The organism is Mucilaginibacter sp., from assembly GCF_039935595.1.
In the GTDB taxonomy this organism is placed as follows: domain Bacteria; phylum Bacteroidota; class Bacteroidia; order Sphingobacteriales; family Sphingobacteriaceae; genus Mucilaginibacter.
Map to the genome: position 1 here is coordinate 1 of NZ_JBDTJZ010000088.1, position 17,903 is coordinate 17,903.

Sequence of the window (17,903 nt, forward strand, 5' to 3'; positions counted from 1 at the left end):
CTGCATAAAATAATGATTTCCCGCGGTAACGGCTTTGGTCTAAACCCTCGCCCGAACGGTTATACGGGTCCCAGCCAATACTGGGCAGGTCCAAATAAGGCGCGTTGCTTTCAAACACCGTCCATAGGTACGACCAGAACGCCAATGTGTTTTGCTGGTTTTTGTTGGCCGGGTTTAGCGGTACATATTTTCTTACGTCAACATATAAGGAGTTCCAAGTATTGCTGCTGCCCATAAAAGCAGGATTAACACGGTAAACAATATTAATGTACGAACCCGGCAACGGATTGATGGAATTATTACGGGTATCATAAAGCAATGAAAGGTTAACGCCCGACGAAAATGACCTGCCCGATGTGCCATAAGCATAGCCGGTAAATTGCTGCAGATCGATCCCCGCATCCTCGCTTTTAATATTGCTGTGATAATCTAAATTATAACCGCCGCCGGCAAAAAAGTAAGGTGTAATGCGCTTGAGCGCGCTTTGGTAAAAACGGATATAATTATCGCCGGCTAATGTCTTATCGTTATAATCATGGCTGTCGCCCAATCCCCAGGTATATTGCGGATAAACCAGCAAGCGCATATCGCCCTGTATATACCATGTGTTATCTTTTAGCCAAATACTAGAGCGTAGCGGCAGGCCAAAGCGTTCGTTCAGGTTCCAATAGGGCGCAAAATTGGCGCTGGATATATTGGTGGTACTTTTTGGCCCGAGGTAAATACCGGCGGTAGTGCTGGTAATAAGCGATCGCCCGGTTCCGCCGGGTTCTGCTCCCGGAACGGGTAAAAAAGAAAAATAAACCTTTTTATCGCGCGGTATCCGGGGGTTTTGGGTATCTATCTTAAACAACCGTTTGGCTATGTCTATCAGGTCTCTTTGGCGCGAAGTATCCTTTATAGCAGTTTGCTGCGGGATGGTGTTTGAAGCGTCCTGGGCAAAAACCACGGCAGGAATAAGGAATAAATAAAGGGCAATCAGTTTCTTCATTAAGACTGCATAACGCTTAATCTCCGGTTTGATTGTTATCTACTTCTTTTTATTGATGGTAACATCATCTTTAGACACACTTTTTTTACCGGCCTGGTAATCTGATGTAGATTTCCGGCCATCGGTTGCCGGTGCTTTTTTTACGTTTTTACTCCCTTTGTCTTTACTCATAACGTTTTTGTTTTTAAATTAAATGGGTGTTTTACTTCTGCGTATGGCAGCTTTGTCAAGGTAAATAAATATACTCAAAGATAGTAACTTATAATAGGCCTATATGTTTCAACTTGTTTTTAGGTTAATATGATCTGCATTTTTAATTTATGGGGTTAGCCGCCTTTTTTGCCGATTATTGTAAGTTTTTAACGCATAAATGCTATAATCGTACGTTATTAACGCGTTAATTAAAATAAAAACATACGGTTCAGGTATAATAAAGTGGATGAAAAAAATACATAATAAGATAAGGCACGCTATTTTAAAGGTAATAGATTTTTTTTATCCACTTTTTAAAAGCATTTTCCCATTGCAGGTATTTAGGTACGCGGCGTGCGGTGGCGTAAATACGTTTTTAGACATTTTCTTATTTTTTATAAGTTATAACTTTGTTTTACACCATAACCCCGTGGTTCTGTCATTCATAACTATAAGTTCGCCCATAGCCGCTTTTATACTGGGCTCAAGTGTTTCTTTGCCTATTGGGTTTTACCTTAACCGGTACGTAGTATTTACACAATCGGGCTTAAAAAAGCGACACCAATTGCAACGGTATTTGTTGGTTGTTTTAATGTGCATATGCCTTAATTACATTTTTCTGAAATTATTTGTGGAGTATATGGGTTGGTATCCAACCATTGGTAAAATTGCTACCACCTTTATTGTGGTAGTTTTTAGCTACACCATGCAAACTTTTGTTTTTTTCAAAGCGAAGGAAGTAGCATAAACCCATTTCGCTTTAAGCTATAATCTGTTACATTTGTTGAGTATGCATAAAATACTGGTAGCAAACCGTGGCGAGATAGCTTTACGGATAATGCGCTCGGCGCGAGAAATGGGTATTAAAACCGTAGCCGTATATTCGGATGCCGACCGCAATGCCCTACATGTACGTTACGCTGACGAGGCGGTGCATATCGGCAAGTCACCATCTAATCAATCTTATTTATCAGTAGATAAAATTATTGATGCCTGTCGTCAAAGCGGTGCGGGGGCCATACACCCGGGTTATGGTTTTTTAAGCGAGAATGCTGTTTTTGCCCGGCAGGTTAAAGCAGCCGGATTAATATTGATAGGTCCATCGCCCGAGGCTATGGAAATAATGGGTAATAAACTGTCGGCTAAAGCCGCTGCCATGAAATACCAAATACCCATGGTGCCGGGTACCGAAGAAGCTATAACCGATATTGCCGAAGCAAAGCAACGCGCCGTGGAAGTGGGCTTCCCAATATTGATAAAAGCCGCCGCCGGGGGCGGAGGTAAGGGTATGCGTATTGTTGAAACCGCAGCAGATTTTGAAGAGCAAATGCACACCGCTGTATCAGAAGCCACATCGGCTTTTGGTGATGGGTCGGTATTTATTGAGCGGTATATAGCATCGCCCAAACATATTGAGATACAGGTTTTAGGCGATAATCATGGTAATATTGTGCATTTATTTGAGCGCGATTGTTCGGTACAGCGTCGCCACCAAAAAGTAATTGAAGAAGCACCATCAGCTACGCTAACACCTGCAATACGCGCCAAAATGGGCAAATGCGCCGTTGATGTGGCGCGGTCTGTAAACTATACGGGTGCAGGCACGGTGGAGTTTATAATGGACGAGGCACTTAATTTTTATTTCCTGGAGATGAATACCCGCCTGCAGGTGGAGCATCCGGTCACCGAACTGATAACCGGTATTGACCTGGTGAAGGAACAGATAAAAATTGCAAGGGGAGAAACCATCAGCTTTAAACAGGATGACCTGGTGATAGACGGTCATGCTATTGAATTGCGGGTATACGCCGAAGATCCGGCCAATAATTTTTTACCGGATATTGGTACCCTGCAAACTTATATAACCCCAAAAGGTCCCGGTGTGCGCGTGGATGACGGGTTTGAACAGGGAATGGAAATACCTATTTACTACGACCCGATGATAGCCAAGCTAATAGTTTTTGGCAAAGACCGAAACGAGGCTATTGAACGTATGGTGCGTTCCATTGACGAATACCAGATCACCGGGATAACTACCACCTTAGGATTTGGTAAATTTGTTATGCAGCATGACGTGTTTACATCGGGTAAGTTTGATACCCATTTTGTGCAGGAATACTTTACACCAGCAGTATTGCAAAAGGCTAATGAAGATGAGGCTTTAATTGCCGCCTTAATTATGCAGCAATTGTTAAACGGCCAACAAGAAGTTGCCTTAATTACTCAGGAGTCAAACTGGGTTAAAAACCGAAAAGACCAGTAGAGACACAATATTTTGCGTCTCTACGTTATTATTGTTTCCAATTCTGCGATCAAATTTACCTGCCCGGCATTGATTTTGAGTTTGGCAGTTGCGGTATCAAACCATGCCGCACGATCAACCTCGGCAAAGCTGACCATTTTTCCTGAGTGTGGCGGCCACTCCATTTCAAATAAATTGCTGGTTATAGTGGTATGATCAATGTCGCCTTCAATTGCCCAGGCACGTATGAGTTTGCCGCTTTTTATTTTTATGGGCGATAGTTGCTTAAAGTCACCGTCGATACGCTGTCCTGTTTCTTCCTCGAATTCACGCTTAGCGGCAACAAGCCCGTTTTCATCATCTAAAAACTCTCCTTTGGGGATAGACCATGCACCATCATCCTTGTTTTTAAAAAATGGCCCGCCGGGATGCACCAAAAAAACTTGCAGTTGACCTTCAACCTTACGATACAATAAAATTCCAGCGCTTTGTTTAGGCATAATACTTTATGATAGAACCATGAGATAAACCTAAATTAATATATTTAGTTTTACATCATAAAAAAACTCCCCCTTTAGGGGGCTGGGGGGCAAATGTTTACAGGAATTATAGAAACATTAGGTAAGGTTGTTGATTTACAACAAGATCAGGGAAACCTGCATATTACGGTACAATCAGCTGTTTCAAATGAGTTGAAGATAGATCAGTCTGTGGCACATAACGGCGTTTGCCTTACTGTTGTGGCTGTTGCCGATGGTCAGCATACGGTTACCGCTATTGAAGAAACATTAAGTAAAACCAGCCTGGGTTATTTAAAACTCAATGAGCCTGTAAATTTGGAACGTTGTATGCAAATGAATGCCCGACTTGACGGCCACATTGTACAAGGCCATGTTGACCAAACCGCCATATGCACCCAATTTAAAGAGCTGGACGGAAGCTGGGAATACACCTTTGAATATGATGCCGCCACCGGCAATGTTACGGTAGAAAAAGGATCTATCTGCATTAACGGCATTAGCTTAACTGTGGTAAACTCGCAAGCCAGCAGCTTTTCGGTAGCTATTATACCTTATACTTTTGAACATACCAATCTGCATAATGTAAAAGTAGGCTCGGTAGTAAACCTGGAGTTTGATATTATAGGCAAGTATGTGGCAAGGTTAATGACCCGGTAATAACCAATCTTCAAAACCAAACAAAATCAAGTATTTAACGTTCTTATTGTATATTTTAATTAGAAGATACAATTATGGATAAGTTAAAAAAGTTTGATTTGATGGAAAAGATAGTCCATGAATTAGAAGATCTGAAAAACAGCCAGCAAGCCATTATAACCAAATTAGCTAAAATTGAGGTTGATAATATGGAACTGGGTAATAAAAGGTTAGATAAAGACCTGCCGGATATGCATCAACGGGTAACAGATAATTTAGATACGATAGCAAGCATATTAGAAGACTTTGCTAATCAAACCGATAGCTTTAGTGATAAAAACAATATCATCGCGTTGAAGGAGCAGGAAATAATAGATAATTTGTAATACCTTTTTTTGAGACTTACGAAGTTTTTAAAACTTCGTAAGTCTTAATTTATGTAGGTGAGAATTAAACTAATCACTACTCACCAATCACTATTGCCTATTCAATACTCTTCCCCTTCATGGCATGGCTTATAGCCGTGTCCATCAATCTTTCTGCAAAAGGGCGGGTAAACTCATTTACCTCGTCAATTTTTTTGTGTATCAGGTCCTTATCGCCGGTAGATAAAGCTGCTCTTAATTCTTCAACAAACCTGCGGGTATGATCTATCTCGTCAGCAGATAAATGGTTGCCGTTCTTTTCAATAAAACGCTCTACTGTATAAACCATTTGTTCACCTTCGGTACGTGCCTCTATCAGCATACGTTGCGCCACGTCATCTTTAGCGTGGGTGATGCTATCCATTAACATTTGTTCTACCTGGTCGTCGGTAATGCCATAGGTAGGTTTAACTTCCACCTCTTGTTTTACACCTGATCGCAGTTCCACCGCCTGTATCTTCAATATACCATCGGCGTTAAGCAAAAAATTAATATCCACTTTAGGGAAACCCGCCGGCATAGATGGTATGCCTTTCAAATCAAACTCGGCCAGTTTACGGTTTTCTTTAATCAGGTCGCGTTCGCCCTGGTAAACGGCTATTTTCATATTTATCTGTCCGTCTATCGAGGTGGTATATTGTCTGCCTGCTTTAGTAGGAACTTTAGAGTTACGCGGGATGATCACATCCATCAACCCACCCATGGTTTCAATACCCAGGGATAGGGGGGTAACATCCAGTAATAAAATATCTTTACGGTTACCGGCCAAAATATCGGCTTGAATAGCCGCGCCTAAGGCAACCACTTCATCCGGGTTAACCTCATCATGCACCGGGCGACCAAAAAATTCGGCTACCATTTTTTTAACTAATGCGGTACGTGTTGATCCGCCTACCATTACCACTTCGTCAATCTGCTCAATGGTTAGTTTGGCATCGTTTAAAGCATTTTCGCAGGCTTTTATGGTTTGTTGTACTTTGGGTAATATCAGTTGCTCAAAGGTGTCGCGGTCAAGCGTGCACCATATATCACCAATCTTTTCATTAAACAAGCTTTGGTGACTAAATGCTTTCTTAGCTTCCTCGGCTTTTAAGCGTAATTGCTGACCCAGTTCATGGTTGGCTACAACATCGGCTTTGTTAAGCTGATTTTTTTCTATCCAGTAATCTACAATAGCGCGGTCAAAATCATCGCCCCCTAAAAAGGTATCGCCATTTGTTGATAGCACCTCGAAAATACCATTCTGTATTTGCAGGATAGATACATCAAACGTACCACCGCCCAAATCATAAACCGCAATAGTTTTCGTTTCTTCGGGATTTAAACCTATGCCATAAGCTAAACTTGCGGCGGTAGGTTCGTTAACAATGCGCAACACATCCAGCCCGGCCAATTTACCGGCATCGCGGGTGGCCTGGCGCTGCGAGTCATTAAAATACGCCGGAACGGTTATCACCGCGCGGTTAACCGGGGTTTTTAAAGCATGTTCGGCACGTGCCTTTAATTCTTTTAATATCAGGCCCGAAAGTTCAATAGGCGTATAAAACTTTTCGCCCACCTTTATTTTCACCAGGCTTTCGCTATCATCATCAATAACTTTATAGCTAAAAAAGTCTTTATAGTTCTCAATGTCTTTGTATGAGCGGCCCAATAATCGTTTTACCGAAAATATGGTATTATGCGGGTCGGTTATCAGCAGATCGCGGGCTTCGTTACCAACCGTTATGTCTCCGGCTTCGCCAAAATGAACAATAGAAGGTACTAATACCCCTTTACCGGTGTCATTTATTACCTGTGGATTTTTATCCGGGTTGATAAATGCCACTAACGAGTTGGTGGTACCCAGGTCAATACCTACAATAATTTCTTCCTTTTGTATAGAGCCTGTTGCCAGGTTAATAGATACTTTAGCCATGTTTTTTATAACAACGGGCAAATGTAGCGAGTTTTAGCAAATGGTATGTCTTTTGAATATCTAATTATTGATTTTGATATAAATTGCTTTACCACTTAATCAATATATTTACACTGCTATCTACCAATAAATGAGAAAATACGGTTTGTTATTATGCCTGTTAGTTGCTGCCGCTATAGTTAAGGCGCAGCAATTTGGCGGCAACCCACCATCCATAAAATGGAAGCAGGTTAACATACCGGCGGCCAAAGTTATTTTCCCTGCGGGGATGGATAGCACAGGATTGCGCGTTGCGGATATTATAAACCGTATGAATCCTGCAATTAAATCATCTATAGGCAATAAGCAAAAGCAGATAAGCATTGTACTGCAAAACCAAACCACTATAGCTAATGGCTATGTTAGCCTTGCACCGTTCAGGAGCGAATTTTACCTTACACCCGAACAAAATAATATGGAACTGGGCAGCCTGCCCTGGCCCGACCAACTGGCCATACACGAGTTTAGGCATGTGCAGCAGTACAATAATTTTAACGTAGGCCTATCAAAAGCATTAGGTGTTGTTTTTGGCGAGGGTGGGCGGGCCATAGCCAACAGCGCCGCCATACCCGACTGGTTTTTTGAAGGTGATGCTGTTTTTAATGAAACTTTAGTTAGCCAACAGGGTAGAGGCAGGTTGCCTGATTTTTTAAACGGCTATCGTGCATTGTGGGCAGCCGGCAAAGATTATAGCTGGATGAAGCTGCGTAATGGCTCATATAAAGATTATACGCCCAACTGGTACCCAACCGGCTATATGCTGGTTGCCTATGGGCGCGAAAAGTATGGAAATCAATTTTGGAAGAATGTAACGCAGGATGCCGCAGCCTATAATGGCTTGTTTTATCCGTTTCAAAAAGCCATTAAAAAGTATTCAGGTGAGGACTATAAGCAATTCAGAACAAATGGATTAAGCTACTTTAAGCAGCAATTTAACACGGATAAACAAATAAAAGTAACACCAGATACACATTTCATCGCAGACCAGGAATATCCGGTTTATATAAACGATAATACCCTGGTTTATATGAAAACAACTTATAATCATTGCCCGGTTTTTGTGGTTAATGAAAGGGGTAAGGAAAAGGATATCGCTGTAAGGTCGGTATCGTTAGATAATTATTTTAATTATAACAATGGCAAAATAGTATATGCCGCCTACAGGCCCGATATCCGCTGGCACTACCGTGATTATAGTGAGTTGAAAATTCTTGATATACAAACAGGTAAAGAGCGTCAATTAACCCGGCACACCAAATACTTTTCGCCGGCTTTTAGTGCCGATGGTACAACCATTGTGGCGGTAGAGGTAGTCGCAAACGGTAAGAGCGAACTGCATTTGCTGAATGCCGTGAGTGGTAAATTATCGACTGTTGTGCCCAATAAAGATGGATTGTTTTACACCTATCCCAAGTTTTATGGCGATGGTAAAATAATAGTCGCTGTGCGTAACTTGCAGGGTAAAATGTCGCTGGCTTTGATAGATGTCAAAACGGGGGGAGCCAAATACTTGCTGCCATTTTCTTATCAGCCTATTGCTTTCCTAACCGTACAGGGCGATATGGTTTATTTTACGGCCACAAGCGGAATATATGACCGCCTTTTTAGGCTGGATATCAGCACCGATAAGCTTTATCAGTTTAATAATATTACAGGTAATCAATATCAGCCTGCTGTGGCTTCAAATAAGCTGTCCTGGGTTGAGCAAACCGCGTACGGGTATCAAGTACGGCAAACCGCAAACAATTCTGCTGAATGGAGCGAAATAGCTACTGATCTGCCCGGTGGCTTACCTGATTTTAAAATATCGACCTTTAAAACAGATTCGGCGAGCAACCTGTTAGCAACTGTGGCCAATCAGCCATTACCGGTTACCCCATACAACAAAGCTTACCACCTTTTTAATTTTCATAGCCTGATACCTTATTTGGATGACCCTAACTACACGCTTGCATTGGTAGGCCAAAACGTATTGAATACCTTTCAGTCGCAGCTATCATTTAACTATAACCGCGATGAGGGTTACAAACAATTTGGTTTTGATGCGGTGTATGGGGCCTTGTTCCCCTATATAACGGCGGGGTATAATTATACTTTTGACAGGCGGGGGCTATATAATGGCAGCCATGTTTACTGGAACGAAAGCGATTTGCATGGTGGTCTGCAATTGCCTTTAAACTTAAGCAGGGGCAGGCAGCTAACAGGTTTAACCTTTGGCAGCGATATACATTATAATCAAACTGCATTTCAGCAGGCTTACCGTGCTGCTTTTAAAGATAAAAACTATACCTATTTAAATAACTATATTATTTTCAGTACGCATATTCAACAAGCTAAACAAAATATTTATCCCCGGTTAGGGCAAACGCTCAGTATCAATTATAAATCGGCTATTGATGGGTTAAACGCCAGTCAGTTTTTAGCCTCTGGTACTTTTTACTTACCGGGGCTGTTTGCTAACCATAACCTGGTTATAAATGCGGCTTATCAGCAAAAGGCGAAGGGTAGTGTTATTGATTTCGCTAACAATTTTCCTTTTGCACGGGGTTATACCGCCGAAAATTTGTATCAATTAAATAAGATCGGTGTAAACTATCATTTCCCTATCCTGTATCCAGATGCAGGTGTGGCCAATGCCGTTTATTTTTTACGGATAAGGGGAAATTTGTTTTATGATTATACCCACGCCAATGATTTTTATAGTAATGGGACTAACTTTAAAGCCGATTTCAGATCAACCGGGGCCGAAGTGTATTTTGATACTAAAGTATTTAATCAGCAAAGTATTACTATCGGCCTAAGATATAGCCGTTTACTTGACCGCGACTTGTTCGGTGGGCGTGGACCAAATCAAATTGAAATTGTATTACCTGTTAGTATATTTTAATGATTGAATTATAAATTAATGAATTATTGATTTAGATGCACAATTCAATAATTCACTAATTCAATAAATCACTAATTTAGAGCAATGAACCGTATTGATCGTATTTCGGCTATTTTAATTCAATTGCAATCGCGCAGAGTGGTTAAGGCAAGTGATATTGCCGAACGTTTTAATATTAGCTTACGCACGGTTTATAGAGATATCAGGACACTTGAAGAGGCAGGAATACCGCTGATAGGCGAGGCCGGGGTAGGTTACTCCATTATGGATGGCTATCGCCTGCCGCCGGTAATGTTTACCCGCGAGGAAGCCATAGCATTTTTAACCGCCGAAAAATTTGTGGAGAAGTTAACAGATGCCAATACGCTTACTAACTATCAATCGGCCATGTACAAGGTGCGGGCTATACTTAAAACAACCGAGAAGGACCTGCTGGAAGGTATGGATAACCGTATTGCGGTGTTAAAAACGCCCATACAGCAAAACGCGTCAACCAATAATCATATACAAACTATTTTAAATGCCATTGTACAAAAAAGCGTTTTACGTATTAAATACTTTGCCGGGCATAGTCAGGAAAATACCACAAGGGATATTGAGCCGGTGGGTATTTTCTACCTGTCAAGCCATTGGCATTTGATAGCTTATTGCCGACTGCGGGATGATTACCGCGATTTTAGGATAGACCGTATTAAAACTTTAACCATTACTGATCAATATTTTGAAGCAGAGCACCCTACATTAAAACAATATATAGCCCAAACCGCTAAAGAGAAGTTATTAGAAACCGTAGTGATAGTTGTTGATAAGGCCGTTTACAGTCATTTGGACGGGCAGAAATATTATAGCGGGTTTGTAGCCGAAAAGGAAATTGACGGGCGCATTGAAATGACCTTTTTATGCGGATCATTAGAAGGCTTTGCCCGCTGGTATATTATGTTTGGCGACCAGGCCGATATAATTGAACCCGAAAGTTTAAAGGACAGGGTTAAAGAGATAGCCGAAACTGTTATAAAAAAAGTTTCATCTGGTGTTTCCGCGATGGCATTTAAGGTACTGTTGATAATGTTATTCTTCATCCCAACGTTATTATGCGCACAGGTAATAAAGGGGAGGGTAACTGATGCTGAAACAGGAACTCCGCTTGGAAATGTGAATGTTTATTTAAGTGGCACAGTTAAGGGAACTACCTCTGATAGTCTGGGAAATTTTATTTTAAACAATGTTTTAAAATCAGACAATCCACTTGTTGTGAGTTACGTGGGTTATCAATCGCAAACGATCAATAACTATGCGGATAAAAATTTAAACATCGCCTTAAAACCTAAGATAATAGAATTAAAAGAAGTAACAATCGGTTCTGACGAGATAAGCCGGGCAAAAGCGATGAAAATATTTTTGAAAGAGTTTATAGGTGGGGAGAGTAACGATTGTATAATTAATAATCCTGATGAAATTTATTTCAGGTATTATAAAAAGACTAACCTGTTAATTGCCGATGCCGACAAGCCGTTATCGATCTCTAACAAAAGACTGGGTTATAAGATCACCTACTTTTTATCTGATTTTAGGTACAAGCCGTTTCAAACAGACTATAAAGGGAGTTATTTTTTTACTGAAGATACTTTGGGGCTTCGCCGCGCTAAAATTAAAAAGATAATTAAAGCAAGAAACGATGCTTATTTGGGGTCAAGACTACATTTTATACGTTCTTTATGGGCAGATGAACTCGATAAAAATAAATTTTCAATATATAAAACGCAAAAAGGTATTACTGATTACAGTAAAGCATATTTGCTTGATACCCGTAACCAGCTTTCATATAATAGTATTGTAGAAGTTGCCGAAGGGCAAAAATTTATTATGCTGAAAAAGGATACCGCTATAAATGATGATAAAGCAGAAGGGAATGATATTTATATTTTGTATAATAACACAAACACTGCATTTATGCATCAAGCCGATGGCAATATTGGCACTGTTATAGATCGTAATGGATTTTATGGCGATAACTTAGAATGGAAGGGTTATATGGGTTCATCCCGCGTTGGCGACCTGCTGCCTTTTGAATTTCAACTATCAAAACAGACGAATTAACGCTATAATCTGATTTTAAAATTTCTTCCGGCTATTTTATGCTGACATAGCGCTGTATGTTATTCCGGTTCGGGATATTTTGTACCGTCCACAACCTCATCCAGGTTTACCTTGGCCCAATCAAAATCTTTTACATCTTTTATTTTTTTTCCTAAAAATTCGCTATGGCAGTATAATCCTGTTACTCGTCTGTATCTTAAATACTTGTCGGCCAGAGCCGAAAATCTACCCACTATTGGGTTCGACATACCGACATCAATACATTCAAATCCAAGCGCCGGCGAAAAAAGAGCTTTAAGTGCCATGTCACTAAACTGGAAAAAATTCCAGGGCCGTTCATGCGCCGAATATGAAAAATGGGTTTCAACAAATACATAACCTCCTACCTTAAGCAATTTTGCAATTTCTGTTGAAACAAGCCAGGGCATAGCAAAATGCTCAAAACAAGCACTCGAATAAATTATATCAAACTGCTCATCCTCTTTAAAGTATGAAGAAAGCTTATGTGCATCGCCAACAACATCAACATTATGACCCGGATAATAATCAAATCCTACATACTCAGCTTCTGAAAATTTTTCACGGGCAGTGGAGCTCGCCGTTACTTCCCGGCTACCGACCTCAAGTATTCTCATGCCGGCTTTGTTGCCAATTTTATAGATGTAATCCGACCATTTAGCATGTCCCACCAGCTTAGGCGCTTTTACATCTTTTGCTAAATACCTATCATCCTTACGTGCTCTTAATAACAATAGCGGGTCTTTAATTATTAGTGGAGTACTCATGTGTAGCGTTAACGTAGTTTAAAAAATCACAGCTTAGTCAGTAAATCAATTATTATCTGCAACTAATTCAAATATGTAGTTTTTATATTTTAAAGACTTAATATAATACAATAAATAATTTTTAAATATTGTTGTCTGTTAAATTATCATTGTTGACATAGGGTTGTCACTCAGCTTTAGTTGTTTTGATAAACAGAATTGATAATTAACTGTTTAATCATTCACAATAACATTAAAGCGATGGAAAACCTCACATTAAAAACAACCATTACCATTAACGCACCCGCTCAAAAAGTTTGGCAGGCGTTAACTGATCCTGCTATTGTAAAACAATACTTTTTTGGTACCAATGTGCAGTCCGACTGGAAAAAAGGTAGCCCCATAACCTGGACAGGAGAGTGGCAAGGCAAAACTTACCAGGATAAAGGAACTATAATAGATATCATTCTGGGCCAATACGTAAAGTACAGCTATTGGAGCAGCATGGGCGGCACGGAGGATAAACCCGAAAACTATCAGAATGTAAGTTATGACCTGCAGGAAAAAAATGGCGTAACTACCTTTGAACTTACGCAAGATGGAATAAAAAGCGAAGAAGCCAAACAGCATTCAGAGCAAAACTGGCAGGCTGTTTTTGGTAAAATGAAAGAAATGATAGAGGGTGGGAAGGTATAAAAAAGTGCGTTGTCATGGTGAGCCCCGTCGAACCACGGCGGGCAAGGCCTTACGCACATATCCTTCGATAAACTCAGGATGACAACGCTCCTAATTCTAAAAAAAGCACTTAAAAAGGCATAGACAAAATGTCATACTCCCAATTTTAATAAACTATAATCTATTAAAATTAAGTCGTTTACCTAACTTATCAGAAGTTATACTTCCATTACTCCACGCTAAATTACCCGATACGATGGTGTGCATTATCGACGACTTGAATGTCGTTCCCTCAAACGGACTCCAGCCGCATTTGTATAAAATATTGTCTTTGGTTACAGTGTTGGGTTTATTCAAATCAACAAGTACCAGGTCGGCCCAATAGCCCTCGCGGATAAAGCCACGCTTCTCAATTTGGAAACAGGTAGCCACATTATGCGCCATCTTTTCGGCAATTTGTTCCAGCGTTATTTTGCCCTGATGGTAAAGCTCCAGCATGGCTGGCATGGCATGTTGTACTAACGGTCCGCCGGATGGTGCCTGTAAATAAGGCTGCGCTTTCTCTTCGATGGTATGCGGCGCATGGTCGGTGGCTATTACATCAATACGGTCATCTAATACTGCCTTTAAAATGCCATCTCTATCCGCAGCAGTTTTTACGGCTGGGTTCCATTTTATAAGGTTACCCTTAGTTTCATAATCCGCATCGGTGAACCATAAGTGGTGTATGCAGGCTTCGGCGGTAATTCGCTTGTCTTTAAGCGGAGTGGTATTATCAAAAAGGTGTGTTTCTTTTTCGGTTGATATATGCAGAATGTGTAGGCGGGTGTTATGTTTTTTTGCTAACTCAACCGCCATAGATGACGATAGGTAACAAGCCTCTTCGCTGCGTATTTTGGGGTGCAGTTTAACCGGGATGTTATCGCCCAATAATTGTTTAAAATGTGCCAGGTTACTTTGTATGGTGGCTTCATCCTCGCAATGGGTAGCAATCAGCATGGGCGAATTAGCAAAAAGTTTCTCCAGCGTATCACGATTATCTACCAGCATATTCCCGGTTGATGAACCCATAAAAACCTTAATGCCGCAAACGTTTTGGATGTCTGTCTTCAAAACCTCATCTAAATTATCATTAGATGCACCCATGAAAAACGAATAGTTAGCCAGTGAGTTACGCGATGCTATCTCATATTTTTGTTCTAATAATTCCTGCGTTAAGGTATTGGGCACGGTATTGGGCATTTCCATAAAGGAAGTAATACCACCAGCCACCGCCGCGCGCGATTCGGTATAAATACTGGCCTTATGCGTTAACCCCGGCTCACGAAAATGCACCTGGTCGTCAATAGCACCGGGGAACAGGTGTAAGCCTTCAGCATTGATCTCCTTATCGGCTTTAACATCAATTTGTGGGGCAATTTTAGCTATCAGCCCATCTTTTACTAAAACATCAGCTATAAATTGTTGGTTTTCATTTACGATGGTTGCGGATTTGATGAGGATGCTTGACATGAGACAAATATAAATGAAACGGTTTGTTTTGTTTGAACCAATTAAACGATATTAGATTAAACTTTGATCAAATGAAAAGGATATTATTGATTTTGCTGGTATTAATCGGATGCTCTCAATGGACTTTAGCCCAAAATCAAAAATTAAAATTGGTTGGCGTTTGGCAAGTTAATACATCACAATTAGCAGATGCCTGGCTTGCAAATTATCGATTTTTTAAAGATGGAACTTTTAAATATATATTCAATCAATACGATGACAGAGGTCGTATAATTTCGGCAACCGGAAGCTATAAATTGAAAGCGGATACATTACTATTAGTAGTAAAAGCAAGAAGAGAAAGGGTTGGTGGAGATTTGGTCGGCGGTAGTGCAGGTTTTCAACAAGAAGAATTGGTATTAGATGGCGATAAAGTTGTTGAAATAAAACAAAAAGTAGTTGAGCCAATTGCCTTCCTTATAAAATGGATAAACAAAAAAGGAGTTAAGGGCTTTGAAATCCAGAATAACAAATACTTTTTAGTTTCAAGTAATCCGCATAAAGGAGAGGAATAGCTTTCGCCTTTAACCTTTCTCCCTTCACCTCAACAAAAACCCTATCTTTGCCGCATGGGTGCAAGCTTTGAAGATTTTAAATTTAACCGGCAGGTTTTAAACGCAATTGCCGATGCCGGTTATACCGAGCCAACGCCTGTGCAGCAAAAAGCTATGCCGCCGATATTGAACGGGCAGGATGTAATGGGTATAGCGCAAACAGGCACGGGTAAAACCGCTGCTTATGTACTGCCTATCATCATGAAACTTAAATATGCGCAGGGCGACCATGCCCGGGCACTCATCATAGCCCCAACGCGCGAGCTGGCCATGCAGATTGAAGAAAATGTAAGGGTTTACGCCAAATACACCGATCTGCGCGTGGTAACGCTTTACGGAGGCCTCGGCCCTAAAACACAGATAGAAAATATTAATAAAGGGGTTGATATTATTGTAGCCACCCCCGGCCGCTTTATGGATATTTACCTGGCGGGACATATAGTTACCAAAACCTTGCAGGTATTGGTGCTGGATGAAGCCGATAAAATGATGGATATGGGCTTTATGCCCCAAATAAACCGCATACTTGAAGTAGTGCCGGTTAAACGGCAAAATCTGCTGTTTTCTGCTACCATGTCTGATAGGATACATGAACTATCCAATAACTTTCTGGAGTTCCCTACAGTAATTGAGGTTACGCCACAGGCTACACCCGCACAAACGGTTAACCAAAAGGTGTTTCATGTGCCCAACGTAAAAACCAAGATCAACCTGCTGAAAAAGCTGTTGGATAATGAGGGCGAGATAACTAAGCTAATTGTATTCTGCAAAACCCGTAACGCAGCCGAGGATGTGTATAAATTTTTGCTGCGCAAGTTTGGCGAGGGCGGGGTTAAGGTATTGCATGCCAACAAAGGACAAAATACCCGCATAAACTCCATGAATGCTTTTAAAAACGACGAAGTTAAAATACTGGTGGCAACAGATGTGGCCTCGCGCGGTATTGATGTAAGCGATGTTAGCCACGTAATAAACTTTGATGTGCCGGTGGTTATTGAAGATTATGTACACCGTATTGGTCGTACGGGCCGTGCACTGCAATCGGGCGAGGCTATAACGTTTTGTGCGCCATCCGAAGAATATTACCTCAACAAAATACAAAAGCTGATACGGCAAACTATACCGGTTGAGGCAATTCCTGCCGATGTGTTTATTGAAGCCACTCCTTACGAAGAAAAACAGGATCAGGCTAAAGAGATAGATATGCAAAAGCGTCGCGATGACCCGGAGTTTAAGGGCGCGTTCCATGAGAAGAAAACATTAAGCCAGCATAGGAAATTTGAAGCCGAAAAGGCCAAACGTACGGGCGGCCACGTGCCGGGTACCAAAAGGCCGGGGCGGAAGTTTAAAAAGAGATAGAAATAAAACCAATGTCATCTCGAACGTAGTGAGAGATCTATACATATTCTACGTAGCAGTGTATAGATATCTCACTACGTTCGAGATGACAGGATAGTAAAGAATGATATAAATGAAATTCAGAATAACACCTTTAAACATTTGCAGCGCGCTGTTTTTAATACTGGCGGTTTACATCTGGATAAACGGGGCCAGCGTAACCGGCAGCCAATACGCCCACCTGGGCACGGCCATCAGTTTAATATTCGTATTATTCGCGTTTGTGGTGGCTTTTTTAGATATTATGCTACGAAATTTCTTTCCCGTGACCAAAACTTTGTGGATCATTGAGCTAAGCTTTATAACTTTGACCGCAATAATATTTTTACTTGTTAAATAATTTTTAATGAAAACTTCTGAAATAAAGCTAACCATACAGCTTGACGATAATAACATCCCCGAAAACATACTTTGGGAGGCAACCGATACCGAAAACAAGGATAAGCAGGTTGTAAAATCAATGATGCTATCTATGTGGGACCCCAACTATAAAAACACCATGCACATTGGCCTTTGGACAAAAGATATGCAGGTTGATGAAATGAAACGTCATTTTTACGAAACCCTGCAAACCATGGGCGATACCTTTTTACGCGCCACCGGCGAAACCAATATCGTAGAGGACCTGCGCGATTACTGCGCCCACTTTGCCGATAAAATGGAAATAAGTAAATAAAGTACCATGAGGCTACCATCGTTAATATCATTTGTTGGCTTTGTTATATTAATGGCGGCAACTTATTGCCCGCTGCTGCGCCCTTTCCATTTGTTTAACTGGGACGTGTATGACCTGAACAGACCTTACGGTATGGTTATTTTGCTGATGGCCGTTGTAGGTATTATTGTCGTTATTTTAAACCGCGCTAAACTGGTTAAGCTGATAGCGTTTATATCATTGGCATTGGTTAGCTTATTGCTGCTTGCCGCTGTTTTAAAAGTACATACCAGCTTTAGTTTTATACCTTTTAAAGGCATTACCGGCTTTTTGGAGCGGCAAATAAAATTTAAATGGGGGT

At 40.9% G+C, this 17,903-nt stretch carries 18 protein-coding genes; 12 read left to right on the forward strand and 6 right to left on the reverse strand.

The window, feature by feature from the left end:
- Together ABI367_RS05755 and ABI367_RS05760 are read right to left on the reverse strand one after the other, a co-directional pair.
- Positions 1–991 (reverse strand): BamA/TamA family outer membrane protein (locus ABI367_RS05755; RefSeq protein ID WP_462231422.1); only part of this gene is annotated, 991 nt, incomplete at its 3' end.
- 39 nt (positions 992–1,030) lie between these two features.
- Positions 1,031–1,162 carry a hypothetical protein gene (locus ABI367_RS05760; RefSeq protein ID WP_462231424.1) on the reverse strand — a complete coding sequence of 44 codons (132 nt, stop codon included), beginning with the start codon at positions 1,160–1,162 and terminating at the stop codon, positions 1,031–1,033.
- A 268-nt stretch (positions 1,163–1,430) separates the two neighbouring features.
- On the opposite strand from ABI367_RS05760, the gene ABI367_RS05765 reads away from it, so the two are divergent.
- On the forward strand, positions 1,431–1,931 hold the full coding sequence (locus tag ABI367_RS05765) for a GtrA family protein (protein ID WP_462231426.1): 501 nt from the start codon (positions 1,431–1,433) through the stop codon (positions 1,929–1,931).
- Positions 1,932–1,973: 42 nt separating this feature from the next.
- A complete protein-coding gene (accC, locus tag ABI367_RS05770) occupies positions 1,974–3,446 on the forward strand; it encodes an acetyl-CoA carboxylase biotin carboxylase subunit (RefSeq protein WP_462231428.1) in 1,473 nt (490 codons plus the stop codon).
- Between the two features lie 20 nt (positions 3,447–3,466).
- On the opposite strand, the gene ABI367_RS05775 is transcribed toward accC, so the two are convergent.
- Entirely contained in the window at positions 3,467–3,925 is a 459-nt protein-coding gene (locus tag ABI367_RS05775) for an NUDIX domain-containing protein (RefSeq protein ID WP_462231430.1), read from the reverse strand.
- A gap of 93 nt (positions 3,926–4,018) precedes the next feature.
- On the opposite strand from ABI367_RS05775, the gene ABI367_RS05780 reads away from it, so the two are divergent.
- A complete protein-coding gene (locus ABI367_RS05780) occupies positions 4,019–4,603 on the forward strand; it encodes a riboflavin synthase (protein ID WP_462231432.1) in 585 nt (194 codons plus the stop codon).
- A 74-nt stretch (positions 4,604–4,677) separates the two neighbouring features.
- Positions 4,678–4,968: a hypothetical protein gene (locus ABI367_RS05785; protein WP_462231434.1), complete on the forward strand. Its 291-nt coding sequence runs from the start codon at positions 4,678–4,680 to the stop codon at positions 4,966–4,968.
- 97 nt (positions 4,969–5,065) lie between these two features.
- Here the strand turns inward: ABI367_RS05785 and hscA are convergent, their stop codons facing one another.
- Positions 5,066–6,922, reverse strand: coding sequence for a Fe-S protein assembly chaperone HscA (gene hscA, locus ABI367_RS05790; RefSeq protein ID WP_462231436.1), 1,857 nt, complete (start codon positions 6,920–6,922; stop codon positions 5,066–5,068).
- 130 nt (positions 6,923–7,052) lie between these two features.
- On the opposite strand from hscA, the gene ABI367_RS05795 reads away from it, so the two are divergent.
- On the forward strand, positions 7,053–9,848 hold the full coding sequence (locus ABI367_RS05795) for a TolB family protein (protein ID WP_462231438.1): 2,796 nt from the start codon (positions 7,053–7,055) through the stop codon (positions 9,846–9,848).
- Between the two features lie 84 nt (positions 9,849–9,932).
- On the forward strand, positions 9,933–11,945 hold the full coding sequence (locus ABI367_RS05800) for a WYL domain-containing protein (protein ID WP_462231440.1): 2,013 nt from the start codon (positions 9,933–9,935) through the stop codon (positions 11,943–11,945).
- Between the two features lie 59 nt (positions 11,946–12,004).
- Here the strand turns inward: ABI367_RS05800 and ABI367_RS05805 are convergent, their stop codons facing one another.
- Positions 12,005–12,730, reverse strand: coding sequence for a class I SAM-dependent methyltransferase (locus tag ABI367_RS05805; protein ID WP_462231442.1), 726 nt, complete (start codon positions 12,728–12,730; stop codon positions 12,005–12,007).
- Positions 12,731–12,970: 240 nt separating this feature from the next.
- On the opposite strand from ABI367_RS05805, the gene ABI367_RS05810 reads away from it, so the two are divergent.
- Positions 12,971–13,405 carry an SRPBCC family protein gene (locus ABI367_RS05810; RefSeq protein WP_462231444.1) on the forward strand — a complete coding sequence of 145 codons (435 nt, stop codon included), beginning with the start codon at positions 12,971–12,973 and terminating at the stop codon, positions 13,403–13,405.
- 153 nt (positions 13,406–13,558) lie between these two features.
- On the opposite strand, the gene ABI367_RS05815 is transcribed toward ABI367_RS05810, so the two are convergent.
- The gene (locus tag ABI367_RS05815) at positions 13,559–14,896 is read right to left on the reverse strand and encodes a dihydroorotase (protein ID WP_462231446.1); all 1,338 of its coding nucleotides are present in this window, start codon (positions 14,894–14,896) and stop codon (positions 13,559–13,561) included.
- Between the two features lie 71 nt (positions 14,897–14,967).
- Between ABI367_RS05815 and ABI367_RS05820 the strand changes: the two genes are divergently transcribed.
- The 5 genes from ABI367_RS05820 to ABI367_RS05840 form a co-directional block, all read left to right on the forward strand.
- Entirely contained in the window at positions 14,968–15,450 is a 483-nt protein-coding gene (locus tag ABI367_RS05820; RefSeq protein ID WP_462231448.1) for a hypothetical protein, read from the forward strand.
- A 54-nt stretch (positions 15,451–15,504) separates the two neighbouring features.
- Positions 15,505–16,848, forward strand: coding sequence for a DEAD/DEAH box helicase (locus ABI367_RS05825; RefSeq protein WP_462231450.1), 1,344 nt, complete (start codon positions 15,505–15,507; stop codon positions 16,846–16,848).
- Between the two features lie 112 nt (positions 16,849–16,960).
- Positions 16,961–17,227: a hypothetical protein gene (locus ABI367_RS05830; protein ID WP_462231452.1), complete on the forward strand. Its 267-nt coding sequence runs from the start codon at positions 16,961–16,963 to the stop codon at positions 17,225–17,227.
- 6 nt (positions 17,228–17,233) lie between these two features.
- A complete protein-coding gene (gldC, locus tag ABI367_RS05835) occupies positions 17,234–17,563 on the forward strand; it encodes a gliding motility protein GldC (RefSeq protein WP_462231454.1) in 330 nt (109 codons plus the stop codon).
- 6 nt (positions 17,564–17,569) lie between these two features.
- Positions 17,570–17,903: hypothetical protein (locus ABI367_RS05840; protein ID WP_462231456.1), on the forward strand; the 334-nt coding region annotated here is incomplete at its 3' end.